Here is a 22,952-nt window from a genome sequence, read left to right as displayed (position 1 = left end):
ACCTATGAAAAAGCAAATCATCGCATCGATTATTGCGACAGCGGCGACCCTACCCGTTGCGCAAGCAGAAACCCTAAGTCAAGTATACGATCTAGCCAAAGCACACGATCCAAGCCTACGAGCAGCCAATGCATCGTACCGTGCGGACAAAGAACAGGTTGATGTAACCCGTGGTAACCTGTATCCAAACATCAGCTTCAGTGGCAACTTGGGCTACACTAATACCGACCCAGACAATGGTGAATCGTTTAACAACAAGCAAAACCAGCTTGCCCTAAACCTAGATTACCCGATCTATTCTCCAGCGTTAAACTACGGCGTTGACGCGGTAGAACTGACCTTCAAAAGTTCTGGCGTAGCATTTGAGCAAGCACAAGAGCAACTTATCTTCAACACTTTGAACGATTACTTTGCGGTCCTAACCGCACAAGCGACGTTGGATACCACTCGCTCACAAGTGAAGAGCTACGCAGGTCAACTTGACCGTGTGAAGAAACAATACGAAGTCGGCCTAGTATCGATTACCGATTTGCAAGACGCACAAGCGGCTTATGACTCTATCCTAGTAACGGAGCTAAATGCCGAAGCCCAGCTTACGATTGCACTAGAAGCGCTTTACCAGCGTACTGGTAAGAGCATCGAAAGCATCCCGCGCTTGTCTGAAAACTTCCCTATTCAAGTGGATCCAAACTTGAATGCGAACGACTTGATTCAACGTGCGATGACAGCGAACAAAAACGTGCGCATTCTGGATCTTTCGGTTGAATCCGCACAAAACAACATCAACATTCAAAAAGCCAGCGGTCGCGTTCCAACGGTTGCCATCACTGGCTCCCTTGCACGTACGGACAACGACTACTCGGTGGAAACCTCGTCTCGTACAGATGGCGTAACCAATACTTCTTCGATTGGCCTAGGCGTGAACATCCCACTGTACAGTGGTGGTGCGATCAATGCCTCGGTTCGTCAAGCGACGGCGAGCGCCGAAGCAGCGGTAGAAACACGTGCTAACTCAATCCAAAACATTGAGCTAAGCATCCGTAGTGCGGTACTTCAGTTGAAGACCCTAGCGGCTCAGGTGAAAGCTCAGAAGCAAGTAATCGTTTCTTCTGAAAGTGCCTTAGAAGCCACTCAAGCAGGCTACGATGTGGGTACACGTAACATCGTTGAATTGCTAGACGCACAGTCGACTTACTTCGATGCGAAGAACACTTACGAGCAACTGCGCTACAGCTTTGTACTACAGCAAATCACTCTAGATCAGCTAACTGGCGATCTGGATGAAGCGGACATTGCTGCCTTGAACCAATGGTTGATCTAATCAGCACGATTTAATCAAGCAGCCATAAAAAATGCCCAGCCTAAGCTGGGCATTTTTGTATGCATTTACGACGCAGGCTTTACTTCGTAATTAACTGCTCACGCTTGGCAAATTCCACTAGGATTTTGTACAGGTTAAAGGCATCGACACTGCCCGCTAGCTCACGGATCGAGTGCATCGCGAACGTTGGCAAACCGATATCTAGTGTCGCCACCCCAATCTCACCTGAGGTGATGGGACCAATGGTACTGCCACAAGCCATATCACTGCGCACGACGAAGGTCTGAGCTGGTAAACCAAGTTCGTTAGCAATGTCTTTATAAACCGCGGCTGTCTCGCTGTTGGTAGCATAACGCTGGTTATTGTTTACCTTAATCACCGCCCCTTGGTTAATCAAAGGCGCATGCAATTGATCATGCTTGATGGCGTAGTTCGGATGCATCGCGTGAGCATTGTCCGCTGAGATCAACATCGAATGCTGCACCGTTTGCGTGTATTGCTCTGGAATGGGCGTTAGACGACGTAGCACGTCCTCTAGGAAGGGACCATTGGCGCCACAGGAAGACAAGCTACCCACTTCTTCATGATCAGTACAAATCAAGAGTGTTGGTCGACCTGAATCCGCGTTTAATAGGGCTTGCATGCCCACATAACAGCTCAATAGGTTATCCAAGCGCGCAGCGCTAATGTAGTCACCATGTAAGCCCGTAATCGCGGCTTTTTGCACGTCGTACAGGCTTAATTCAAAGCTCAACACAGATTCCACAGTCACATCGTTATGTTGACGCAGAATTTGCTCTGACAGCAGTTTCTCCAATTCAAAGGTGTGCTCCACACCGCATAAAATCGGCAGGATTTCCTCTTGCGGATTCACTTTAAAACCATCCGTATTCACACCACGGCATAAATGAATCGCCAAGTTTGGCACTACTGCAATCGGGTCTTTAAAGTCTACTAGACGGCTTTTTAACTCACCGCTTTGGGTTTTAAAGGTGACGCGACCAGCAATGGATAGATCGCGGTCTAGCCAAGTATGCAACAACACACCGCCGTACACTTCAACCCCCAATTGGTGATAGCCAAAGCGCTCCACATGGGCATTGGGCTTCAATTTTAAGCAGGGACTGTCAGTGTGCGCACCAATCATGCGAAAACCCTGATGGGCGAAATCCAGGGTTGGCGTGGTGAAGGCAATGATGGAGGAATCATTACGGGTGACGAAATATTTGCCACCTTCGCTGATCACCCACTCTTGTTGTTCATCTAACGCTTGGTAACCTGCGGCCAGCAGATCACGCTTCATCGTCGCAACGGCGTGAAAAGGTGTGGGGGAATCATCAAGAAATGACAATAAAGAATGATTAAAGCTGGCTTGATTCATATTTTCCTGCTGAGTCAATAAGATAAAAAACGACTTTTTCACCACTGGACTGGTCTTGTCGATACGAGTCTAATATGATTTTAGCAATCACAGACAAATCAGTTTAAGGGAACCAATCGCGGATGATCTACAAACGCCTGTTGTTAAGTTTACTTCCAAGTATCGCGTTAGCCAGCGGTTCCGTTTCGGCGTATGAAAAACTCGAACCACCACACGATTACGACCAAGTCGCACAAGAAATCGTATCAACACTGGAAAGCGTTCACTATAACAAAACTCTGATCGACGATGAAATCTCAGAGCAAGCTTTTGATAACTACTTAGATGCGCTCGACCCATCCCGTAGTTTCCTTTTGAAAAAAGACGTGGAAGGCCTATCTAAATATCGTGATGCCTTTGACGATGCCTTGCGCAACGGTAATTCGCAAGTTGCCTACGATATCTACAACCTTTACCTAGAGCGTGCTGAAACACGTCTAGAGAAAGTCCTAGCAGGCATCCCTGAGATGGTTAAGGGCTTTAAATACGATGTGAATGAAAGCCTCAATGCGGACCCTGACAAACTGGTTTGGGCTGAGACCGAAGCCGAGTTGGATGACTACTGGCGTAAGCGCATCAAAAACCGCGCACTAACACTGAAGCTTAATGGTGAGACGCAAGAAGACATCATTGATGCCATCGAACGCCGTTACAAAAGTCAGCTAAAGCAAATCGACCAAACTAACGCAGTGGATGTATTCCAGAGCTTCGCTAACTCAGTGACGGCAGTACTCGATCCACATACCAGTTACTTTGCTCCACGTGCATCCGAAGCCTTTAATATTAATATGAGCTTGTCACTGGAAGGCATTGGTGCTGTGCTGCAAATGGAAGATGACTACACCAAAGTGGTACGTCTCATCCCTGGCGGTCCAGCTGAAGCCAAAAACGAATTGGCACCGAATGATCGTATCATCGCCGTGGGCCAAGAAGGCGAACCCATGGTGGACGTGATCGGTATGCGCTTAGACGATGTGGTCGATATGATCCGTGGTGAGCGTGGTACCAATGTCATTTTGGAAATTATTCCGGCTAACAGCAGCTCGCAAAACAGCAAAAAAATCACCATTACCCGTGAAAAGGTAAAGCTGGAAGATCAATCCGCACAAAAGAAAATTGTTGAAGTAACACGTGGTGGCGAGACCTTCAAAGTAGGCGTAATCGAACTGCCCACCTTCTACTCTGACTTTGCTGCGATTCAGCGTGGTGATCGTGATTACAAGAGTTCGACTCGTGATACCAAAAAGCTGATTGAAGAACTGCAAGCAGAAGGCATTACCGCACTGATTCTTGACCTGCGCAACAACGGTGGTGGTTCGCTACAAGAAGCCAACTCACTGACAGGCTTGTTTATCCCAGCAGGCCCTGTAGTACAAATCCGTGATGCCTCTGGCCGTGTCAGCATTCTAGGGGATCAGGATCGTGACGTGACCTATAGCGGTCCAATGGCGGTGATGGTTAACCGCATGAGCGCTTCCGCGTCAGAAATCGTTGCCGGTGCGTTGAAAGATTACGGCCGTGCCATCATTGTCGGTGACCAGACCTTTGGTAAAGGCACTGTGCAAGTGCTGCAAGAGCTGGATAAGGGGCAATTGAAGATCACACAAGCCAAGTTCTACCGTGTATCCGGTGAAAGTACCCAGCATAAAGGTGTGATGCCGGACATTAACTTCCCTTCCTTGATTAATACTCAAGAAGTGGGTGAAAGTGCCTTGGAAAAACCATTGCCATGGGACAAGATTCACGAAACACGTTACCCAGTGTACTGGAACTTTGACGAATACGTGGCGGATCTAACGTCACTGCATGAAAAACGCATTAAGCAGGATGCCAACTTTGTTGCCCTAGAAGATCAGATTGCTTACGTCAAAGAGCAAACGGAAAACTTCAAATCCATTTCATTGAACGAGAAGACCCGTGAGCAACAGCGCGAGCAAAACGAGCAACAGGAACTGGATCGTGAAAACAAACGTCGCAAGGCGCTAGATCTGCCGACGATCGATAACGTCGACGATATTGAAGCCCCTGAAGAAGATGTTTATGCCCACGAAGCCGCAGAAGTCATCCTAGACTTCATCGGTCTTTATCAGCAAAACCACTAAAAATCGGACATCTGTTTAGACTATCTGGTGATAGTCTAAACAGATCCGCCAAGAATTAGCTCAATCACCACACCTTTTAGCACAAAAGCTAGCATTCCAAGGCCCAAACCGCCGATAATAATAAAGGTGCCCAGTTTTCCGGCATTCGATTTACGAGCTAAGTCCCACATGATGAACAACATAAATAGGCAAAAGCCTGTAATTAGCACCGTCATCATAATGGATTCAAATTCTTCTATTTCCATTTACCACCTACAGATTAGATATTCGATTTAAGTTATGGCTAAAGCTTCTTCTGACCGCAATACCATTGACCTATTTGGCACGGTTCGCGGCCGCCCCCGTACTCACCCACTGCCACGTAAAGACCAACTTAAGGCCAACAAACGCGCGCAGCGTGTAAAAGAAAAATCGCTAGGGATGAAGCGAGTCGAATTAGTTGTCGACGAGGATACCGTAAAAAAGCTCGATGTGCTGTGTGAAATGTCAGGTATTAAGCGCGCAGATTGGTTAACCATGCAAGTGGCCTTGGCATTCAATAAAGCCAAAGTGCCCAACAAAGAAGGCTAACCCCCTGATGGCAAAGCTCTACTACTATTATTCGGCAATGAACGCGGGCAAATCCACGACCCTACTTCAGTCAGCCTACAACTATCAGGAACGTGGTATGAACACCTTGCTTCTGACCGCTGCACTGGACGATCGCTACAACCAAGGTAACATTACCTCCCGCATTGGCATTGCTGCAGCAGCAGAGCTTTTCCATGCCCACACCGAGCTGTACCAGCTGATCGAGCACAGCCACCAACAAGCCCCTCTTGGCTGCATCTTGGTGGATGAAGCGCAATTTTTAACCAAAGAGCAAGTCTATCAACTGTCCGAGGTGGTAGACCGCTTACACATTCCCGTATTAGCCTTTGGCATTCGTACCGATTTTCAAGGGGAATTGTTCCCCGGCAGCCAAGCCCTATTGGCTTGGTCTGATAAACTGATCGAACTAAAAACGATCTGTCACTGTGGTAGCAAAGCCACCATGGTTATTCGAGTCGACAGTGAAGGTCATGCAATCAAGGAAGGCACGCAAATCGAAATCGGCGGTAATGATCGATACATTTCCGTGTGCCGCAAACATTTTAAAGATGCGATGAAGGACTGATACATGTGGTTTAAGAACTTACAAATATTCCAACTCAAAGACACAGAAAACTTCAGTAGTAACGATTTGATTGCCAAGCTTCCAGAGTACCCACTGCGTGAATGTGGCTCTCAAGAAGAGTTTACCTTTGGCTGGATGCCATTAATTCGTAACAGCGAACAATGGTCAGTGGCCAGTGACCTGTGCCTACTGATTCGAGCGGGTAAAGAAGAGAAAGTCCTCCCTAGCGCTGTGGTGCGTGAAGAACTCGAAGCCAAGGTGGCTGAGATCGAAGTCGTCGAAGGTCGTAAAGTCGGTCGCAAAGAGAAAGCCGACATCAAAGACGAGTTGGTATTCAGCCTGCGTCCTAGAGCCTTTGCCAAACGCACCGACATCTGGGCCTACATTGATTTAAAAGCAAAATTATTGGTTCTCAACAGCACCAATGCGGGCATGACTGAACAATTGTTTAAATTGCTGCAAACCACATTAGGTAGCTTCCCCATGGTGCCGCTGCAAGCGCAAGTCTCCCCAGCCATGATCATGACTGACTGGCTGATGAAAAATGAAGTGCCTGCAAGCCTTGAAACCGGCGATGAATGTGAGATCGAAGACTCGTCAGAGGACAAAGCCAAAATCCGCTTTAAGTCCCTTGAGCCACTGTCTGAAGACGTGACGCGTCACCTTGAACAAGGCATGAGTGTGAAAAACCTTGCCCTGCGCTGGACCGACAAAATGTCCTTCGTGCTTAACAGTGACTTAACCTTGAAAAAGGTAAAATTCGACGACACCCTCAAAGAGTCGGCGTTTAATGATTCACAAGGTGGCGCCTTGTCCGACATGGACGCCAACTTCTCACTTATGTCGTTAACCATTCGTGAGTTTTTTGAGTCATACAAATTGTGGTTTGAGATCGTCGACGAATAACAGTTTTCCACAGTTTGGGTGGATAACCATGGGGAGAACGATGGCAATGCTAGCATTGGTAAGCACCCACCTTCTTTCTCCCCTAACAAGGCTTTATTTGAGCTAACAAACTAGACAAGGTTAACCCCGCGTAGGACTCATCTTCATGTCAAGAATGCAACAAGAAAAGGAAATAGCTCAACGAGTTACCGTCGTCGGAGCGATCTGGGACACCTTGCTCGGCATTGCCAAGATCATTGCTGGCTGGCTTTCTCAGTCACAAGCTTTGGTGGCCGATGGCATCCACTCATTATCGGATCTGGTGACCGATGTATTCGTGGTGGTGGCGTCCAATAACGCTCGTCAAGCGCCTGATAAAAACCATCCTTACGGGCATCTACGTTTTGAAACCCTAACCACGGTTATTCTCGGTATCGTGTTGGTGGTGGTCGCCACTGGCATTGTGTTTGAATCTTTCAACAACGAAAGTTCACCGACCACCACTTGGTACGGTGTGACCGCGGTTATTCTGACGATTGTCATCAAGGAAATCATTTTCCACTACACCAAACGTGCGGGGGAAGAGATCGGTAGCAAACTATTGGTTGCTAACGCTTGGCACAGTCGTAGTGATGCCCTGTCATCGGTGGCGGTATTGGCAGGCTTAATTGGCGTGTATTTCGGTTACGCTTGGGCGGACCGTGTGGCGTCTGTGGTCGTAGGCTTTTTCATCGGTAAAATTGCCGTGGAAATGATCTGGGATAACTTAAAAGAGCTGGTCGACACGGCTCCCGATCCAAAAACCATTGAACAAATCCGCGAAACGGCTGCTGGCTTGAAAAACATTATGGCGCCGCACGATATTCGTGCACGCTCCATGGCCGGTAAGATTTTCCTTGATATGCACATTCACGTGCCAGCCCACGCTACCGTTAGCGAAGGCCACTATCTAAGTGATTTGGTGGTGTACACCATCAAAAAAGCCCATCCGCAAGTGCAAGATGTGATGGTGCACGTGGATACCGATGATCATATCCAAGCGGAAGATACCTTGGATCATGAGCACACCGGCCGACCACCCGCGTTACAACTGCCAGCTCGCGATCAAATCTTGGCAGATTTAGGCTTTATGCTGCGCACACACCGCGACTACTTAGACCTTGAGCTAACCCAGCTACATTATCTGAATAAGACGCTAAACATCCATATCATTGCCAAAGCCTCAAAAGCGCCAAGCACGGACTTAAGCAAGGTGACGCAAAGCATTTTGTTTGACCTACAAAACATTCCTTACGGCAAAGACCATAAGGTACTGTGGCTGCAGGACTAGTCCTCAGCCTCATCACTAAAGTCTTGATCGTCTTCTGGGAGCGCCAATTGTTTGTTGGTTTTCGCTCCCATAAGACGCAAGCGCTCAGCACGACTCAGTAAATTCCCGCGCCCTACGGTAAGCTTCTTCATCGCCTGCTCGTGAGTACGCGATAACGCATCAATACGCGTGCCGATCTCATCCATATCCTGCACAAAACCCGCGAACTTGTCGTACATGGCCCCTGCTTGGCGGGCGATTTCCAAGGCGTTTTGACTTTGTTTTTCATTACGCCAAATGTTTTGCACGGTGCGCAAGGTGGCCAATAAGTTCGACGGTCCAGTAATAATAATGTTGTGTTCAAAGGCCTCCGAGAACAGACCATTTTCCGCTTGCAAGGCTAGGCCGTAAGCCGCTTCAATCGGGATAAACATAATCACGAAATCCAGCGACGTGATGCCTTTCAAATCATGGTAGTTCTTCGCACTCAGCTCTTTCATATGGCGGCGAATGGCCTCCAGATGCTGACGCAAGGCTTGTTGTTTCTGCTGTTCGTCTTCCGCTTCCACATAAGCCAAATAGCTGACCAACACCATTTTTGAGTCAATGATGATTTGCTTGCTCTCAGGCAAGTGCACGATCACATCGGGCTGATAACGCTTACCTTCTTCGGTATTGAGCGACACCTGCACTTCGTATTCACGGCCTTTCTCAAGTCCTGAACGCTCCAAAATACGCTCGAGAATCACCTCACCCCAACCACCTTGAATTTTATTTTGACCTTTTAGCGCTTCAGTCAAACTCATGGCATCGTCGCTGATGCGTTGGTTAAGCATTTGTAGATTTTTAATTTCTTTGACGAGCGAGAAGCGCTCGCGAGCTTCTTGATCGTAGCTTTGCTCCACACGCTGCTGGAATTCATGGATTTTTTGACCCAGCGGCGTCAGTAAAGCATGCAACTGACGTTCGTTTTCATTAGCCAAGCGAGCCCCCTGTTGCTGCATGATGTCTTGCGCGAGTTGCTTAAACTGCACCTCATTCTGACGCTTTTGCTGCTCTAAGAATTGCTCTTTTTGTTGCCAGATTTCCTGCGCTGCAGCGAACTGCTGCTCCAGAGTCAGGGCCTCTTTTTCTAACTGATGTACTTCTTGCTGTGAACGTTCCAAAAGCTGTCGCGTTTGAAGCAATTCCTGCACAGAATTTTCATGCTCAGCCTGCCACTTACGCTGGATTCTCTGTACAATACTTGCCGCGATGGCGGTCGTGATGGCAACACCTACAACACATCCCAAAGCAATCCACACAGATTGTTGCAACCAGTCTGTCATTTTATTCAACCCGCCACTTTACGTTTAAAAACAATCGCTAAGCGAAGTTTACATGGATTACTACCAGAGCCCAACACACGAACAGCGCTTTGATCTGGAAATTAAAAATAGCCAGTTCATCACTACCGTGCGCCGCACCCGTGGCCGCGAGGAAGCCAAAGCGTTTATTGAAGCAATGAATCTGCGCTATCCAGACGCCAACCATAACTGTTGGGCGTTTGTCGCAGGCGCGCCGAATAATGTGCACTTGTGGGACCAAAGTGACGATGGTGAGCCTAAGGGGACCGCCGGAAAGCCGATGCTGAACGTATTACAGCATTCTAACTTTGGCGAAATCACTGTGGTGGTGACCCGTTATTTTGGGGGAATTAAGCTGGGCGCTGGCGGTCTGGTGCGAGCCTACAGCCAGGCGGTGGTGGAAGCGCTAGACAAACTTGAATGGCAAGAAATTTACCCACGTCAAACCGTTTTCATCAAGATCGCCTATCCTTTGTTAGGTAAGGTGGACTATTGGTTAGAGAACAGTGACATCGATGTGGATGACAAACAATTTTCCGAAGACATCGAAATAACGCTCGCGGTAATCGAGCGTACTTGGCCAGAACAAAGACAGGCTCTGATCGATTTATGTCAGGGCAACATTAAGATTATTGAAGACGACAAAGAGTAGTTATGTACCAAATTGGACAACGTTGGAGCAGCCGAAACGAACCTGACTTGGGGATCGGCATCATTATTGAATTACAACCTAAATCTTTTGTCTTATATTTTTCCGATGCTGAAAGCGAGCGTAACTACGCCGTTTCACAAACCAGTTTAGTGCGTCGCACCCTAACCCCTGGTGATCAATTAATTTTTGATGGGGAAGCACACACCGTTGAGGAAGTGCGCGAATTTGATTCCTTGATGGAATACAAAATTGGCGACGAATGGGTCGACGAATCCGAAATCCAATTCCCGCGCAATGACAAAAACGAATTGGATTCTATCTTGGCGTTGTCCCCAGCCCGCCGTATGTGGTTTGACCTGCGTCGTAAAACCCTTGAGCACCAAGCAGCTCATTCCGCCAGCCCAGTGCGCGGTTTAATGGGTTTGAAAGCAGAACTGCTACCACACCAAATTTACTTAGCTCATGACATTGCCAACCGTCCTGCGGCGCGTGCCTTATTGTGTGACGAAGTGGGTATGGGTAAAACGCTGGAAGCCGGCCTGATCCTGCACCATCGTGTGCTCAATGGCTTGTCTGAGCGTGCTTTGATTTTGACGCCAACTAACCTTCAGCACCAATGGTTGGTGGAAATGCTACGCCGTTTCAACCAGCCGTTTACGCTGATTAATGAAAGCGTGTACGAAGACTACATGGATGGCGACGACAATCCATTTGAAGGCCAACCATTTGTGATCGCGCCAATCGACTTTGTTTCCAACAATGGCAAGGTAGCGAAACACATGCTATCGGCGGAATGGGACATGGTCATCGTCGATGAAGCCCATCACTTGGCTTGGGATCCTGATACTCCAAGCATTGCTTATCAATTAGTGGAACAATTGGCGCACACTTCCGAGTCGCTACTGCTATTGAGCGCCACCCCAGAACAAACCGGTGAACGTGAACATTTCTCGCGCCTGCAACTGTTGGATCGTGAGCATTACCATAGCTTTGAAGTCTACCAAGCGCAGCAAACTGAGTTTAAACGTGCTGCGGAATTGGCGGAAAAGATCCTCCCCTTCACCGAAGTGAACGCAGACATTGCGCAACCGGATTGGAGTGAAATCTTTGCCGACTACTTCCATGATGTGCAGTCAAAAGATTGGTTCTCTGACCTGATTTCGGGCCAGCAAGACAAGCTTCTAAGTGCCGCCCAAGACGCCGTAAACTGGCTGATTGACCGCCATGGTACTGGCCGTGAAATGTTCCGTAACACACGTGCAGCAATCGGTGGTTTCCCTGAGCGTCAGTTAAACGCTTACCCATTGATGAACAATGAAGCCTTTGCCAGCGCTGAGCGTCATATCTTGCCAGAGTATGAAGTTGACCATGGTTTCTGGGAAGCGGACCCTCGCTGGCATTGGCTAAAAGAATTCTTAGGCGATCAAAAAGCCAAAACTAAGGTGCTGGTGATCTGTCATACCGCTGACACGGCACGCTGGCTAAACGATCAGCTAACCTTCGCTGGTTTCCAAAGTGCGGATTTCCATGAGCAAATGCCACTGATTCACCGTGACCGAGCAGCGGCTTACTTTGCCGACCCAGAAGGGGCGCAGGTGTTGGTCTGTTCTGAGATCGGCAGTGAAGGTCGTAACTTCCAGTTCAGCCATAACTTGGTCATGTACGATCTACCTGAACACCCAGATCTGCTAGAGCAACGTATTGGTCGTTTGGACCGTCTAGGCCAAACCAGCACAGTACAAATTCATGTGCCTTACATCGAAGGCAGCGTACAAGAACGTTTGTACCAGTGGTACCACAATGCCCTGAATGCGTTTAACCGCACCACAGGCTCAGGCGACAAGGTAAACTCAGCTTTCAGAGAACAGCTGCAAGCCTTCTTGTTTGGCAACGATGACGACAAAGCCCTGCTAGAAGAAGCCTACATTTACCATGAAGCGCTGTTAAAACAGATGGAAGAAGGCCGTAACCGTCTATTGGAAATGTCTTCTTGTCGTCCAACAGTGGCCAAAGCCTTGATCGATCAAATCAATGAACAAGCGACTCACGGTCTGCATAATTACATCGAGCAAGTGACCCATGCATTCAATATTTACGCGGATTGTGTCAATGATGTAGCGGAGCAAGGCGCGTGGTTTATTCGTCCGTCGACGGACATGATGCTAGAAGCACTACCAGGCATTGAAGAAGAAGGCAAAATGCTGATGCTGGATCGTCGTCAAGCGAGCCAGCGTGAAGACGTAGCCTTTGCCACGTGGGAACACCCGTTGATCACCATGTTGATGGATGAAGTACAAGGCTTCGATTCCGGTAAGCTCACGTCTGCGATCCTGCCGATTGCAGCACTGCCAGAAGGCACCGTATTGGTAGAAAGTATGTTTGTGATTGAGGCAACCGGTCACCCACGCTTGAAGCTGGCGCAAACCTTGCCGCTGACACCTATTTGGCAACTTTCAGATGCCAACGGTAAATTCTTACACGGTCAATTTACTGCCGACAAATGGGCGGAAAAGCTAAAAGGTGTACCAAACCGCGTCGCGGAGCAATGGGTCGCAGCCCTGCGTTCTCAGCTACTGGATATATTGCAAGGCCACCAGCTAAAGGCTCAAGACCAAGCGCGCCCGACGGTGCATGCAGCAAAAGAAGCTTACCAGCGTAAATGGCAGGCAGAGATTGATCGTCTACGTGAATTACAACAGCAGAACCCTGCGATTCGAGATGAACACATCGCCGAATACGAAAGCTACCTAGCGGAAGGTCTGGTACGTATTGATGAACACCAAATTCGCTTGGATGCGATCCGTATCATCTTGACCACGAAGCCAGAGTAATTTGCGTACGTGTTAAACATTCTCTATGAAGACCAATGGCTGGTAGTCGTCGACAAACCAGCCAAGTGCCTATCAGTCCCCGGTCGCGGGGCTGATAAGTATGATTCAATCGTGGCTCGGGCGGAGCAGCTGTATGGCGAAGCCCATGCCATCCATCGATTGGATTACGCTACTTCCGGCCTGATTTTGATTGCCAAAGACCTAGAATGCCAAAAGCGTATGTACGCGCAATTCCGCGAGCGTCATGTGCAGAAGGAATATCGCGCCATTATCCGCGGAGAAATCAAAGGTCAATGGGGCGAGGTACGCAAACCACTGCGCTGTGATTGGGAACGACGCCCACGACAAATGATCTGCACGGAATGGGGCAAAGATGCCATCACGCAATGGAGGCCTTTAGGTGTTGAAAATGGTCACACGCGAGTCAGTTTAAAACCCATTACCGGTCGTTCGCACCAGCTACGGGTGCATATGCAGAGTTTGGGACATCCGATTTTAGGAGATGAGTTTTACGACTTTGAGCCAACCGCAGAGGAAGAGCGCCTGCTACTGCATGCTTATCGGGTAGAGTTCTATCATCCTTTTACCAATGCCTGGGTCAAGTTCGTCGCGCCCTGCCCGTTTTAGCCCCTCAGCGAGATAGGATTCACACTAGATAGCCTCGATTATCTAGTGTGAACTTAACGACTACAACTTCTTAGCCACTTCAAAAAAACTGTTCAAATGACCATCGCTCGAAGGTGCTTTTGCGTGCACTCGCTCTCCTTGTTGCGCCTGCGCTTCTAACGCTACGCACTGTTGGCAAATGCAGGCTTTGCCACGAGCGGCTTGGGGAATTTTCGCCAGCAAGGTTTTATCAATCACAATATCCGGCTGATGACACCAGCAGGTGGAAGGATCTTGACCTAGGGTCACGGCGCAATGGTTGTCTTTGCCGCACAAAGGGCAACGGGTTGGATCGATCGAGCTCATAGATTTACTACTCACACCAATTAGTCTTAATGAGTATATCGTTACCTTGAACAATAAATTTAGCGTTATAAGCAACAAAATCTGACAAAAGCTTATTTAATAAACAATTACAAAACCGTTTGTAATGTTATGTTACCAAATTGCTTTATACTAGAAGGCCATTTGTGACAACAAGGCAACTAGGACGCTATGCTTAAAAACACACCGATCGAAAAACCTTGGGAACTTATTCAGTTAGCTCGTGCCATCGTTCCTCCTCTGGGTATCGCAGGTGTCCTATTTGGCTTAGTCGCGCTAATTGGCTACGGTTCTCGCATAGAAGTGCTGTATCGCCCCTTTACCGACGGTCCTGCCACCCACCCTCTTACAGCGTTATGTATTTTGCTCATTGGCCTCAGCTTTTGTTTAAAGAACACTAATGCCAAGCTGTTGCAGTTAGGCTTGGCTTGTATTGTTCTTCTAATCACAGCTACGCGTTTTGCTGACCTAGGCCTGCACACAAATCTAACCGAGCTAGTTTCACCTTTTCACGATCAAGTTTTGCTCGATATCGAACAGGGTCAAAACAACAGTATGGGGCTCAATACGGCGATTATGTTTTTCTTTATTGCCCTGAGTCTGCTGTTGTATAGCCGCAATGTCTTAGCCTTATCGCAAGTTGTCGCTTCGATTGCCGTTGCCATTCCAACCATTTCCCTGACCGGCTACGCCTACAACCTCACGAGCTTTTATGGACAAATGTCGATGCTCACCACCATTGCTGGAGGAGCATTGGCGATTGCGGTGCTTTGCTTAACCTCACACTATGGTGGGTTAAGAGCCATTTTAAGTCCTTATTTAGGCGGTAAAATTGCCCGCAAGCAGACCATTGTCGGGTACTTAGTGCCCACCGTGTTTGGCTTTATGGTGGCGGAATCTTTTGCCGCGAATAAAGCGAATGAGTTTGGCATATTCGTCGTCGCCATCTGTTGGTTTATTATTATCATGGTCAGTGTATCCGCTATTTATCAGGAACGTATTGATAGCAAGCGCCGCGCTAGTGAGCGCATGTTAGTGCAAGCCGCCCTTAACGACCCACTCACCAATCTTCCCAACCGCCGCATGTTTAATGACTTTGCCGAGGCTGAGTTAGCACGAGCGCAAGGTCAAGCGGAGACTTTTTGGCTGCTGATTCTGGATATCGATCACTTTAAGAACATTAATGATACCGCTGGGCATGATATGGGCGATGAGGTTTTGGTGGCTTTAGGGCAGTGCCTTAAAGATTCGGTTCGAGAGTTAGACCTCGTCTGTCGGATGGGCGGTGAAGAATTCTCGATTATTCTATCTGGTAACTCACGCCAAGAAGCAGAAGTCGTGGCTGAGCGTATCCGACAGAACGTTGAAAAGCTTGATGTTAAAGGCTGGACCGATCTACACAGCCCTATTACCACTTCAATCGGCTGTGCAACTAATGGCACTCAAAGCACACTAGAAGACATGATTAAAAAGGCCGACTCAGCCTTATACAGGGCAAAACAGCAAGGGCGAAATCGAGTGCTATTCGCTTGAGCACCCTGGGAAGCATTGCACACAAAAAAGCCGCACCCAAGGGCACGGCTTGATCAAATATCTGTGCAGCTTACTGCTTTAGCGTGGCAATAAACTGATTCGATTCATCAATGGCTTTACTCATATCGCTGATCAGACCAGAGATGTCTGTTTTAAGGTTGGCAAACTCACCCTTAATGGCACTCACCGCTGCGGCATTCAAATTATGTTTCAAGTACAACACATTGTCATTCAAGGTTGCTAACACAGGCGCCATTTTCGATTCCGCCTGATGCATACTACGTAGCATCTGGTTGAACTGACGTTTGGTTTCATTCAATTTAGTTTCGCTGGCACGACGTAATTTGGCATTGGTGTACTGATCTAGTTCAGCTTCCCATTCATCAAACAGGTCTTCGGCTACTTCTTCAACATCATCAATGCGCTGTGTGACACGATCGGCAGCACTCTTGCTACTTTCATAATCACTGGCAAGATCATCGTATACATCCTCTAAATCACCGCCATCAAAATCGGTTAGCATCACCAAACGCTGGTAAGCACTTTGAAACTCTTCTTGGCTGTCTTGTTGACTATCACGCACATTCTCTACTCGATCCACCAAGATATCGCGTTTATCAATCCCGATCTTCTCCATGGCACCGTAGTAGGCAGTTTGACACCCGGCCAGAGACATGAGTAAAAGCGCACCAGCGGCTTTGATTGCCAGAGACTTCATATTGGCTTCCTTATAAATGATTCGACAAAGCCTTCATTTTTGCGGCTGTTGCTTAGGATTACAACCTTAACAAGCGAGATCCTTGTGAAAAAAACACCGGACATAAAAAAGCCCCACTCAATCGAGCAGGGCTTAAAGTTTGGGACGGCTCATTGCATGGCTTGGGCAAACCAATCTTCTAATTTGGCTCGCTCTGAAGCTTGCTGCTTGCTCTGGCCTATTTGCTGAATACTTCGCTCTAGCGCACCATCCAGTTCTTCTAGCCGGTTTTGGTAATCGTCTAATAGCGTCAGCGCTTCCTCTAACAACATTTGATCAGACATCACAAAGGGCTTCTTTTGCATATCTATCTCACCTTGATTAGGGGTTAAAGACTTTGAGGTTTTCATCACACATCCCTCCCGCTGGCAGTCAAGTAAGCTTAGCAGGCAATTTTTAATTGTGTTAATGGCTAAAATTCAAACAATCAAGCTGTTGCGCTAAATCAATTTCCTTTACTCAGCGAAAAAACCTATAAATCAATGTTATACCTGACGACAGCCACGAATGGGTTTATGCTGATGAGAATTTCTACTGATCAATGAGCGTTACATGAAAAAAGTTGCCCTGTTTGTCGATGTACAAAACATTTACTACACCACACGACAAGCCTACCAAAGCCATTTTGACTACTACGCCTTTTGGCATCAAGCGACCGATCAAAGACAGGTGGTACAGGCCTTTGCCTATGCCATTGATCGTGGTGACGCGAAACAAAAGGCGTTTCAGAGCATCTTGCAGAATATCGGTTTTGATGTGAAAACTAAGCCTTATATTCAGCGCGCCGACGGTTCAGCTAAAGGAGACTGGGATGTGGGCATCACGTTGGATGTCATGGAATACGCACCCGATGTTGATGTGGTGGTGCTGGCATCAGGAGACGGTGACTTTGATTTGTTGGTGCAAAAGGTACGAGAAAAACTTGGCAAGTCCGTTGAGGTCTATGGTGTCCCCACCTTAAGCGCCAACTCACTGATTCAAGCCGCCAGCCAATTTATCGCAATCGACACTACGCTGCTGAGACGCCAAAAATGATTCGCTCCCTCAAATGAAATATTAACCGCCCATGCAAAACATTAGATTTGCATAATATTTCGTAATGTGATCAATTTGTCATGTTAACTGTCTAATATTGCGATAGTTTTTCGTTCCAACAACATAATAACAAAAGGATTTGCGGTGCAGGTCGAGAACATTTTTAACCATTTAGCGCTCCATTCAGACAAAGAGCACTTTGCAGACTTAGTTAAAGCAGAAAATATTCGTATTGAAAGAATCGTCTCACCCGCCAACTGCGCATTAAGCAGTGAATGGTACGATCAAACGGACAATGAGTGGGTAACCGTAGTACAAGGCTTTGGCGTGATTGCATTTGAAGATGCACGCATTGTAAAGCTAGAAGCCGGCGATCATCTGTTGATCAAAGCCCACGAAAAACACCGAGTCATCAAAACGTCGACGCTAGAAACCACCATTTGGCTAGCGGTCTTCTTTTAGAGTACAAACTAGACTTTTATATCAATCAAGGTGCCAAGCATATCATCCGCGGCACCAATGACTTTGGCACTGGCCTGTTGCAGAGTATCTTGGCTACGCTGTAAACCAAGTTGACCATAGTAGGCGCTACTGCCGCTAGGAATTTGCATGGATCAATACCTCAATTACGTTTCATCAATAGGCCAATAGTAGTCTTGTCTGAGGGCATGTCTACGATCTTTGCATTCTAGATACAAATTGCTACCTAGCCTTACGCGCTTGCCAAACCTCACTGGCAGCCTGATGTAGCAAACTGTGGCGCATGGCCACTTTGCGATGATCATGGTCGTAGCCACCACCAATCACACAGGCAATCGGCACATCTACCGCCATCACTTGATCAATCACATAATGATCTCGATCCAAGATGCCCTGATCGCTTAATTGCACATGTCCTAATCGATCGTCTCGATGCACGTCAGCACCCGCATCATAGAGAACAAAGTCGGGCTGATGCCGCGCGAGCAATGTCGGAATATGGGACTGCAACAGGTCCAAATATTCAGTGTCATTGGTGCCATTGGGCACGGGAATATTAATGCCCCCAGACTGCTTCGTCATGGGGTAATTATCGTCACAATGAAACGAAACAGGGATGACACTGGGATCCTGATCAAAGAAGGCAATGGTGCCATCTCCTTGATGTACATCGCAGTCAATGATCAGCACCTTCTTCGCTTTTCCAGAGTGCACTAACGATTTAGCAGTCACAGCCAAATCATTAAAAATACAGAAGCCTGCGCCTCGATCGGGAAAGGCATGATGCGTTCCGCCGGCTAGATGACAAGCTAAACCATACTCTAAAGCGAGATCCGCGGTTAACAAGGTGCCAGACACCGCACGCAAGGTTCGCTCGACCAGCCATTCGCTCCAAGGCAAACCGATGTCTTTTTCTTCTTGTGAAGTCAGTTGCCCACGAATAAAGCGATGCACATATTCAGGGTCATGGGCTTGCATTAAAGTCTTGAGCGATAAGGGAGCCGGCTCATAGCAATTGCTGTCTTGCAATAATCCGAGCTCACGCAAATGTTCCGCGAGCAGACGAAATTTTGCCATCGGAAAGCGATGGCGTTCAGGAAAAGGAATGCTGTAATGGGGGTGAAAAACCAGAGGTAACTTCAAAATAACCGATCTTGCTTGGTAAAACGTTGCCTTACCTTAGCGCTAACGACGTTTGGCGACCAGTAGTTTTCGCACCGCACGGTTAAAGGCATCCACTAAGTGCGGCGGTAAACCTTTACCACTTTCAGAATTGACCTTTTGAATGGCGCGCATGGCGCTTTTCTTATACTCATCACCGGATTTGCCCCAGACCACGTCAATAAAACGCACCGCCATGGACAACACAAAAGCGCCTTGCGGAATCATGCCACCAACTAGACCTTCAGGGTAACCCGAGCCATCAAAACGCTCTTTATAGGTAATCACCATTTCTGAGGCTTGATCCCAGCCATCGTGCTTACTCAGTAACTGTGCACCCACCATAGGATGGTTATGTTCAGCACGCTGTTTTGCCTCTTCGTCATCACCACATTTTAGAATCATGGCCATGCCCATATTGTGCATGTACGCCGCTGCCGCAAGCTGTGCCTTGTCGACAGGATCAGAGCATTCTTGGTTAATCAGCTGACTCAGCTTTAGGATGCGCTCGCCGCGCTCTGGGGAATAACCGAGTAGTTTATTTAAACGATAACTAAGCTGACGAAAGTGTTCGATGTCCTGTTGCTGACGTTCATCAAACTCTACCTTGACGACCAAGCTCTCTGGCTCTTGCTTGGCTTTCTCTTCCTCTGCCGCGTCTTTGTCGTTCATTTTGGCTAAGAAACTTTCTGCGTGCTGAATGCGCAACGCGGGATCTTCTTCCCCATAGATTTGATCAAGATAAGCCTGTAAGAAATTCAGTAACGCCGTATCAGCACCATGAAATTGATGCAGCTGTCGTAAGAGGTGCAGGATTTTATCCAGCACTAGGTTAATTAATTCCCCCAATACCGAATCATAGGCGATGTAGCCGCCGCGCATACCGTCGACAATTTCTTCTAATCGATGCAAGGCATCCACCAAGGGATCCAGGAAGCAGACCGAACAGTTGCCTTTCATACTGTGCAAGGAACGGAACAGGTTATCGAGTTTCTCATGGGAAAAACCCGACGATTCGATGTTATTGACGATCGCTTCGATTTCTTGCTGCGCTTCTAGGTAGCACTCCAACAAGTCATCTTTGAGTTCTTTATCCAATCCGGAAAACTCTTTACAAGCAAACTGCCCCATATCTCTTCCAACCACACTCATACAAGGGTTATTCATTAATACTCTGAATTGTAGAGGCTAACCTTGGCTTAATGAATAAAATCTATGTATCTTTCTGCAACGTCCACCACTGAAATAATGAGGAAACATGGCTGTTTGGTTAATGAAATCTGAGCCAGATGAATTTTCAATTAACGATTTGAAACATCGAAAACAGGAAAATTGGGATGGCGTGCGTAACTTCCAAGCACGAAACTTTATGCGCCAAATGGCGCTTGGGGATACGGTGTTGTTTTATCACTCCAGCTGCAAAGTGCCTGGCATTGTCGGTACAGCAACCGTCTCAAAAACGGCACACCCAGATCCAAGCTGCTGGAACCCTGAGAGTCAGTATTTTGATGAAAAATCGACGGCGGACAAACCACGCTGGGACCAAGTGGAGCTGACCTTTGCTGGAAAGCTGAAGCGCCCTATTACCTTGACGGTTTTAAAAGCCATGCCAGAGTTGGAAGGTTTTGCTCTGGTACAAAAAGGCAGTCGTTTGAGCGTCATGCCAGTAGATGAGCTCTACTGGCATGCCATTCAAGGAAAAATGCAGTTTGAATAACCGCGATTAGGCGCTAGTGAAAGAAGCGGTCACGCTCTTTGATAGTGAAGCTACGGTCAAAGTAATAACGTAACTCCGCACCTAAATAAGGAAAACCAGCGCCCTTGCCATCACGGAAGATGGCGCCGTATGCCACCCGCTGCTCAAGTGTTTGCGGTTGCATAAATGCCTCCACACGCCAGCCCGTACCACGCTCTTGATCTTCGGCGTACAGCGCCAAGCTGCGATTGTCATCAGGGTACCAAACCGCCCCTAATTCCATCGACACGGCGCGATCAAAGTCTTCGTTGTAGTTGGCATAGTTCCAATTCAAGGTCACATCATCCCAGTAATAGGCAGCCAACAAATGACCTATGCCGACACGATCAGAGGCGAAGGAATCATCGCGTGATTCTTTTTCCAACACGCCAAAACCACCACCAACACGCCAACTCTGTTGACGATAGAAACCAATGGCGTTGAATTCAGAGGTGGAGTAGTCCTCATAAATTGGGTCATCAAAGACATAATCACTGTCTAAGTTGATCTGAGCTGAGAACCGTTCCGATATCGGAATATTAATCGTCAGGTCTATATTGAAGGCCGGTTCATCTTTTGCGATACCACCACCTAATGCCACCTCAAAATTGGGCAAGTCTGTGTCCGCATACAAATTCGGTGTTAAGGCCACCAAGCCAACTAATAGAGAGGATTTTAGGTACTTCATAGGTTACTTTTGTCTCTGTGAATACACTCAAGCATCAATAAAACGCTACTTTTTAGCGCTTGCGATCTGCCATAGATTTAGAAAATCCTATGGCTGCATTTCGACACCCTATGGGAATCGAGTCAAAACCTCAATATAATGTGCGCCAAAGTCACACGACGCACAAATTTATTAGGTTTACTTTTTACAATGGCGAAAAAACTCTTTATCCAAACGCACGGCTGTCAGATGAACGAATACGACTCATCTCGTATGGCTGACCTACTTGGCGAATCCCACGAAATGGAACTGACGGATAACCCAGAAGAAGCGGACGTTCTTCTGCTTAATACTTGTTCTATTCGTGAAAAAGCGCAAGACAAGGTTTACCATCAGCTTGGCCGTTGGAAAAAGCTTAAAGAGAAAAACCCAGATCTTAAGATCGGTGTGGGCGGCTGTGTTGCCTCTCAAGAAGGCGATAACATTCGTAAACGTGCTAAGCACGTCGACATGATCTTTGGCCCGCAAACCCTGCACAAACTTCCAGAAATGGTGGATGCCGCAGCCAAATCGATTCCAATTACCGATGTTACCTTCCCAGAAATTGAGAAATTCGATCACCTGCCTGCACCAAAAGTAGACGGTGCCGAAGCCTTCGTTTCGGTGATGGAAGGTTGCAGCAAGTACTGTACTTTCTGTGTGGTGCCTTACACTCGTGGTGAAGAAGTGAGCCGTCACTTTGAAGACATCATGAAAGAAGTGGTGCAACTGGCAGAGCAAGGCGTGCGTGAAATTCACCTACTTGGCCAAAACGTAAACGCTTACCGTGGTGAGAACGAAGACGGCGATGAAATGGATCTAGCAGATGTGATCCATGCAGTAGCTCGTATTCCTGGGGTTGAGCGTATTCGTTTCACTACCTCGCACCCTGTAGAATTTACGGACAGCCTGATTGAAGCGTTCCGCACGGAGCCGAAACTGGTAAGTCACTTGCACCTACCGGTTCAAAGTGGTGCCGATGCTGTGTTGTCCAACATGAAGCGTGGTCACGACCGTCAGTTCTACATCGACAAGATCAACCGCATTAAAGAAGCGCGTCCAGGTATCAGCTTGTCTTCAGACTTTATCATTGGCTTCCCAGGGGAAACTGATGAGGACTTTATCGATACCATGAACCTGATCCAAGAAATCGGCTTCGATCACTCTTTCAGTTTCGTATACAGCCAGCGTCCGGGCACACCAGCTGCGCAGCTAGAAGACACGACACCAGAAGAAGTGAAAAAAGAACGTCTAGCGATTCTTCAGCGTCGCATCATCCAGCAAGCTTACGACATCAGTTTGAGCATGGTGGGTAACATCGAGCGTATTTTGGTCAGCGGTTACTCTCCGCGTGATCCAGGCAAGCTACAAGGACGTACTGAAAATAACCGTATCGTCAACTTCCCAGCGGACAATCCAGCGCTGATCGGTAAGTTTGCCGACGTCGTCATTTCAGATGCTTACCCGAACTCATTGCTAGGCGAATTGGTCGGCTCTGAGTTGGACGCAGATTTCGAATTAACTAAATAAGGT

Annotated in this window: 24 protein-coding genes; 14 read left to right on the top strand and 10 right to left on the bottom strand. The window is 47.7% G+C overall.

Annotation, left to right across the window (positions count from 1 at the left end; translation table 11 throughout):
* Positions 1–4 precede the first annotated feature (4 nt).
* The gene (locus tag ACOSVP_RS09955; protein WP_487347343.1) at positions 5–1,321 is read left to right on the top strand and encodes a TolC family outer membrane protein; all 1,317 of its coding nucleotides are present in this window, start codon (positions 5–7) and stop codon (positions 1,319–1,321) included.
* Between the two features lie 79 nt (positions 1,322–1,400).
* Here the strand turns inward: ACOSVP_RS09955 and ACOSVP_RS09950 are convergent, their stop codons facing one another.
* Positions 1,401–2,702: a M18 family aminopeptidase gene (locus ACOSVP_RS09950; protein WP_487347342.1), complete on the bottom strand. Its 1,302-nt coding sequence runs from the start codon at positions 2,700–2,702 to the stop codon at positions 1,401–1,403.
* A gap of 122 nt (positions 2,703–2,824) precedes the next feature.
* Between ACOSVP_RS09950 and ACOSVP_RS09945 the strand changes: the two genes are divergently transcribed.
* On the top strand, positions 2,825–4,843 hold the full coding sequence (locus tag ACOSVP_RS09945) for a carboxy terminal-processing peptidase (RefSeq protein ID WP_487347341.1): 2,019 nt from the start codon (positions 2,825–2,827) through the stop codon (positions 4,841–4,843).
* Between the two features lie 35 nt (positions 4,844–4,878).
* On the opposite strand, the gene ACOSVP_RS09940 is transcribed toward ACOSVP_RS09945, so the two are convergent.
* Complete coding sequence (locus ACOSVP_RS09940) at positions 4,879–5,088, bottom strand: DUF2788 domain-containing protein (protein WP_487347340.1); 210 nt, start codon at positions 5,086–5,088, stop codon at positions 4,879–4,881.
* A 34-nt stretch (positions 5,089–5,122) separates the two neighbouring features.
* On the opposite strand from ACOSVP_RS09940, the gene ybfE reads away from it, so the two are divergent.
* The 4 genes from ybfE to ACOSVP_RS09920 all read left to right on the top strand — a co-directional run bounded on the left by ybfE (position 5,123) and on the right by ACOSVP_RS09920 (position 8,214).
* Entirely contained in the window at positions 5,123–5,413 is a 291-nt protein-coding gene (ybfE, locus tag ACOSVP_RS09935) for a LexA regulated protein (RefSeq protein ID WP_487347339.1), read from the top strand.
* Positions 5,414–5,420: 7 nt separating this feature from the next.
* Complete coding sequence (locus ACOSVP_RS09930; protein ID WP_487347338.1) at positions 5,421–5,999, top strand: thymidine kinase; 579 nt, start codon at positions 5,421–5,423, stop codon at positions 5,997–5,999.
* Positions 6,000–6,002: 3 nt separating this feature from the next.
* The gene (locus tag ACOSVP_RS09925) at positions 6,003–6,905 is read left to right on the top strand and encodes a recombination-associated protein RdgC (RefSeq protein ID WP_487347337.1); all 903 of its coding nucleotides are present in this window, start codon (positions 6,003–6,005) and stop codon (positions 6,903–6,905) included.
* 145 nt (positions 6,906–7,050) lie between these two features.
* Positions 7,051–8,214: a cation diffusion facilitator family transporter gene (locus tag ACOSVP_RS09920; RefSeq protein WP_487347336.1), complete on the top strand. Its 1,164-nt coding sequence runs from the start codon at positions 7,051–7,053 to the stop codon at positions 8,212–8,214.
* Here the strand turns inward: ACOSVP_RS09920 and ACOSVP_RS09915 are convergent.
* Entirely contained in the window at positions 8,211–9,521 is a 1,311-nt protein-coding gene (locus tag ACOSVP_RS09915; protein WP_487347335.1) for a DNA recombination protein RmuC, read from the bottom strand. The two genes, ACOSVP_RS09920 and ACOSVP_RS09915, sit on opposite strands and share 4 nt — an antisense overlap.
* Before the next feature lie 52 nt (positions 9,522–9,573).
* On the opposite strand from ACOSVP_RS09915, the gene ACOSVP_RS09910 reads away from it, so the two are divergent.
* From ACOSVP_RS09910 to ACOSVP_RS09900, 3 genes are read left to right on the top strand one after another with little or no spacing between them, the layout of a single operon-like run.
* Positions 9,574–10,191 carry a YigZ family protein gene (locus tag ACOSVP_RS09910; RefSeq protein ID WP_487347334.1) on the top strand — a complete coding sequence of 206 codons (618 nt, stop codon included), beginning with the start codon at positions 9,574–9,576 and terminating at the stop codon, positions 10,189–10,191.
* Between the two features lie 2 nt (positions 10,192–10,193).
* Positions 10,194–13,022 (top strand): RNA polymerase-associated protein RapA, encoded by a 2,829-nt coding sequence (rapA, locus tag ACOSVP_RS09905; protein WP_487347333.1) that lies wholly within the window; start codon positions 10,194–10,196, stop codon positions 13,020–13,022.
* A gap of 9 nt (positions 13,023–13,031) precedes the next feature.
* A complete protein-coding gene (locus ACOSVP_RS09900) occupies positions 13,032–13,649 on the top strand; it encodes an RluA family pseudouridine synthase (RefSeq protein ID WP_487347332.1) in 618 nt (205 codons plus the stop codon).
* A 60-nt stretch (positions 13,650–13,709) separates the two neighbouring features.
* Here the strand turns inward: ACOSVP_RS09900 and ACOSVP_RS09895 are convergent, their stop codons facing one another.
* Positions 13,710–14,009, bottom strand: a complete 300-nt coding sequence (locus tag ACOSVP_RS09895) for a cysteine-rich CWC family protein (RefSeq protein ID WP_487347331.1) — start codon at positions 14,007–14,009, stop codon at positions 13,710–13,712.
* Positions 14,010–14,183: 174 nt separating this feature from the next.
* On the opposite strand from ACOSVP_RS09895, the gene ACOSVP_RS09890 reads away from it, so the two are divergent.
* Entirely contained in the window at positions 14,184–15,545 is a 1,362-nt protein-coding gene (locus ACOSVP_RS09890; RefSeq protein WP_487347330.1) for a diguanylate cyclase, read from the top strand.
* Positions 15,546–15,615: 70 nt separating this feature from the next.
* Here ACOSVP_RS09890 and ACOSVP_RS09885 read toward each other — a convergent pair whose 3' ends face one another.
* The gene (locus tag ACOSVP_RS09885; RefSeq protein ID WP_487347329.1) at positions 15,616–16,263 is read right to left on the bottom strand and encodes a DUF2959 domain-containing protein; all 648 of its coding nucleotides are present in this window, start codon (positions 16,261–16,263) and stop codon (positions 15,616–15,618) included.
* Positions 16,264–16,412: 149 nt separating this feature from the next.
* Positions 16,413–16,607, bottom strand: a complete 195-nt coding sequence (locus ACOSVP_RS09880) for a hypothetical protein (RefSeq protein ID WP_487347328.1) — start codon at positions 16,605–16,607, stop codon at positions 16,413–16,415.
* A 247-nt stretch (positions 16,608–16,854) separates the two neighbouring features.
* Between ACOSVP_RS09880 and ACOSVP_RS09875 the strand changes: the two genes are divergently transcribed.
* Complete coding sequence (locus ACOSVP_RS09875; protein ID WP_487347327.1) at positions 16,855–17,337, top strand: LabA-like NYN domain-containing protein; 483 nt, start codon at positions 16,855–16,857, stop codon at positions 17,335–17,337.
* 144 nt (positions 17,338–17,481) lie between these two features.
* Positions 17,482–17,799 carry a cupin domain-containing protein gene (locus ACOSVP_RS09870; RefSeq protein WP_487347326.1) on the top strand — a complete coding sequence of 106 codons (318 nt, stop codon included), beginning with the start codon at positions 17,482–17,484 and terminating at the stop codon, positions 17,797–17,799.
* A gap of 8 nt (positions 17,800–17,807) precedes the next feature.
* On the opposite strand, the gene ACOSVP_RS09865 is transcribed toward ACOSVP_RS09870, so the two are convergent.
* From ACOSVP_RS09865 to ACOSVP_RS09855, 3 genes are all read right to left on the bottom strand, one after another.
* Entirely contained in the window at positions 17,808–17,948 is a 141-nt protein-coding gene (locus tag ACOSVP_RS09865) for a hypothetical protein (protein WP_487347325.1), read from the bottom strand.
* Between the two features lie 91 nt (positions 17,949–18,039).
* The gene (locus ACOSVP_RS09860) at positions 18,040–18,960 is read right to left on the bottom strand and encodes a histone deacetylase family protein (RefSeq protein WP_487347324.1); all 921 of its coding nucleotides are present in this window, start codon (positions 18,958–18,960) and stop codon (positions 18,040–18,042) included.
* Between the two features lie 42 nt (positions 18,961–19,002).
* Positions 19,003–20,145 carry an HD domain-containing phosphohydrolase gene (locus ACOSVP_RS09855; RefSeq protein WP_487347323.1) on the bottom strand — a complete coding sequence of 381 codons (1,143 nt, stop codon included), beginning with the start codon at positions 20,143–20,145 and terminating at the stop codon, positions 19,003–19,005.
* A 91-nt stretch (positions 20,146–20,236) separates the two neighbouring features.
* Between ACOSVP_RS09855 and ACOSVP_RS09850 the strand changes: the two genes are divergently transcribed.
* Positions 20,237–20,695 carry an EVE domain-containing protein gene (locus ACOSVP_RS09850; protein WP_487347322.1) on the top strand — a complete coding sequence of 153 codons (459 nt, stop codon included), beginning with the start codon at positions 20,237–20,239 and terminating at the stop codon, positions 20,693–20,695.
* 13 nt (positions 20,696–20,708) lie between these two features.
* Here the strand turns inward: ACOSVP_RS09850 and ACOSVP_RS09845 are convergent, their stop codons facing one another.
* On the bottom strand, positions 20,709–21,401 hold the full coding sequence (locus ACOSVP_RS09845; protein WP_487347321.1) for a hypothetical protein: 693 nt from the start codon (positions 21,399–21,401) through the stop codon (positions 20,709–20,711).
* Between the two features lie 189 nt (positions 21,402–21,590).
* Here ACOSVP_RS09845 and miaB point away from each other — a divergent pair, with 189 nt between their 5' ends.
* The gene (miaB, locus tag ACOSVP_RS09840; RefSeq protein ID WP_487347320.1) at positions 21,591–22,949 is read left to right on the top strand and encodes a tRNA (N6-isopentenyl adenosine(37)-C2)-methylthiotransferase MiaB; all 1,359 of its coding nucleotides are present in this window, start codon (positions 21,591–21,593) and stop codon (positions 22,947–22,949) included.
* The last annotated feature ends 3 nt before the right edge of the window (positions 22,950–22,952 follow it).

Source organism: Marinomonas sp. HM11-D, from assembly GCF_057626615.1.
The sequence above is the reverse complement of the archived record's forward strand: the minus strand, read 5'-3'. Positions and strand labels throughout refer to the sequence as shown.

Excerpts from the sequence above, each read along its gene's own strand:
- ACOSVP_RS09955 (WP_487347343.1), top strand. The coding sequence starts at position 5 with ATGAAAAAGCAAATCATCGCATCGATTATTGCGACAGCGGCGACCCTA.
- ACOSVP_RS09950 (WP_487347342.1), bottom strand. The coding sequence starts at position 2,702 with ATGAATCAAGCCAGCTTTAATCATTCTTTATTGTCATTTCTTGATGAT.
- ACOSVP_RS09945 (WP_487347341.1), top strand. The coding sequence starts at position 2,825 with ATGATCTACAAACGCCTGTTGTTAAGTTTACTTCCAAGTATCGCGTTA.
- ACOSVP_RS09940 (WP_487347340.1), bottom strand. The coding sequence starts at position 5,088 with ATGGAAATAGAAGAATTTGAATCCATTATGATGACGGTGCTAATTACA.
- ybfE (WP_487347339.1), top strand. The coding sequence starts at position 5,123 with ATGGCTAAAGCTTCTTCTGACCGCAATACCATTGACCTATTTGGCACG.
- ACOSVP_RS09930 (WP_487347338.1), top strand. The coding sequence starts at position 5,421 with ATGGCAAAGCTCTACTACTATTATTCGGCAATGAACGCGGGCAAATCC.
- ACOSVP_RS09925 (WP_487347337.1), top strand. The coding sequence starts at position 6,003 with ATGTGGTTTAAGAACTTACAAATATTCCAACTCAAAGACACAGAAAAC.
- ACOSVP_RS09920 (WP_487347336.1), top strand. The coding sequence starts at position 7,051 with ATGTCAAGAATGCAACAAGAAAAGGAAATAGCTCAACGAGTTACCGTC.
- ACOSVP_RS09915 (WP_487347335.1), bottom strand. The coding sequence starts at position 9,521 with ATGACAGACTGGTTGCAACAATCTGTGTGGATTGCTTTGGGATGTGTT.
- ACOSVP_RS09910 (WP_487347334.1), top strand. The coding sequence starts at position 9,574 with ATGGATTACTACCAGAGCCCAACACACGAACAGCGCTTTGATCTGGAA.
- rapA (WP_487347333.1), top strand. The coding sequence starts at position 10,194 with ATGTACCAAATTGGACAACGTTGGAGCAGCCGAAACGAACCTGACTTG.
- ACOSVP_RS09890 (WP_487347330.1), top strand. The coding sequence starts at position 14,184 with ATGCTTAAAAACACACCGATCGAAAAACCTTGGGAACTTATTCAGTTA.
- ACOSVP_RS09885 (WP_487347329.1), bottom strand. The coding sequence starts at position 16,263 with ATGAAGTCTCTGGCAATCAAAGCCGCTGGTGCGCTTTTACTCATGTCT.
- ACOSVP_RS09880 (WP_487347328.1), bottom strand. The coding sequence starts at position 16,607 with ATGCAAAAGAAGCCCTTTGTGATGTCTGATCAAATGTTGTTAGAGGAA.
- ACOSVP_RS09875 (WP_487347327.1), top strand. The coding sequence starts at position 16,855 with ATGAAAAAAGTTGCCCTGTTTGTCGATGTACAAAACATTTACTACACC.
- ACOSVP_RS09865 (WP_487347325.1), bottom strand. The coding sequence starts at position 17,948 with ATGCAAATTCCTAGCGGCAGTAGCGCCTACTATGGTCAACTTGGTTTA.
- ACOSVP_RS09855 (WP_487347323.1), bottom strand. The coding sequence starts at position 20,145 with ATGAATAACCCTTGTATGAGTGTGGTTGGAAGAGATATGGGGCAGTTT.
- ACOSVP_RS09850 (WP_487347322.1), top strand. The coding sequence starts at position 20,237 with ATGGCTGTTTGGTTAATGAAATCTGAGCCAGATGAATTTTCAATTAAC.
- ACOSVP_RS09845 (WP_487347321.1), bottom strand. The coding sequence starts at position 21,401 with ATGAAGTACCTAAAATCCTCTCTATTAGTTGGCTTGGTGGCCTTAACA.
- miaB (WP_487347320.1), top strand. The coding sequence starts at position 21,591 with ATGGCGAAAAAACTCTTTATCCAAACGCACGGCTGTCAGATGAACGAA.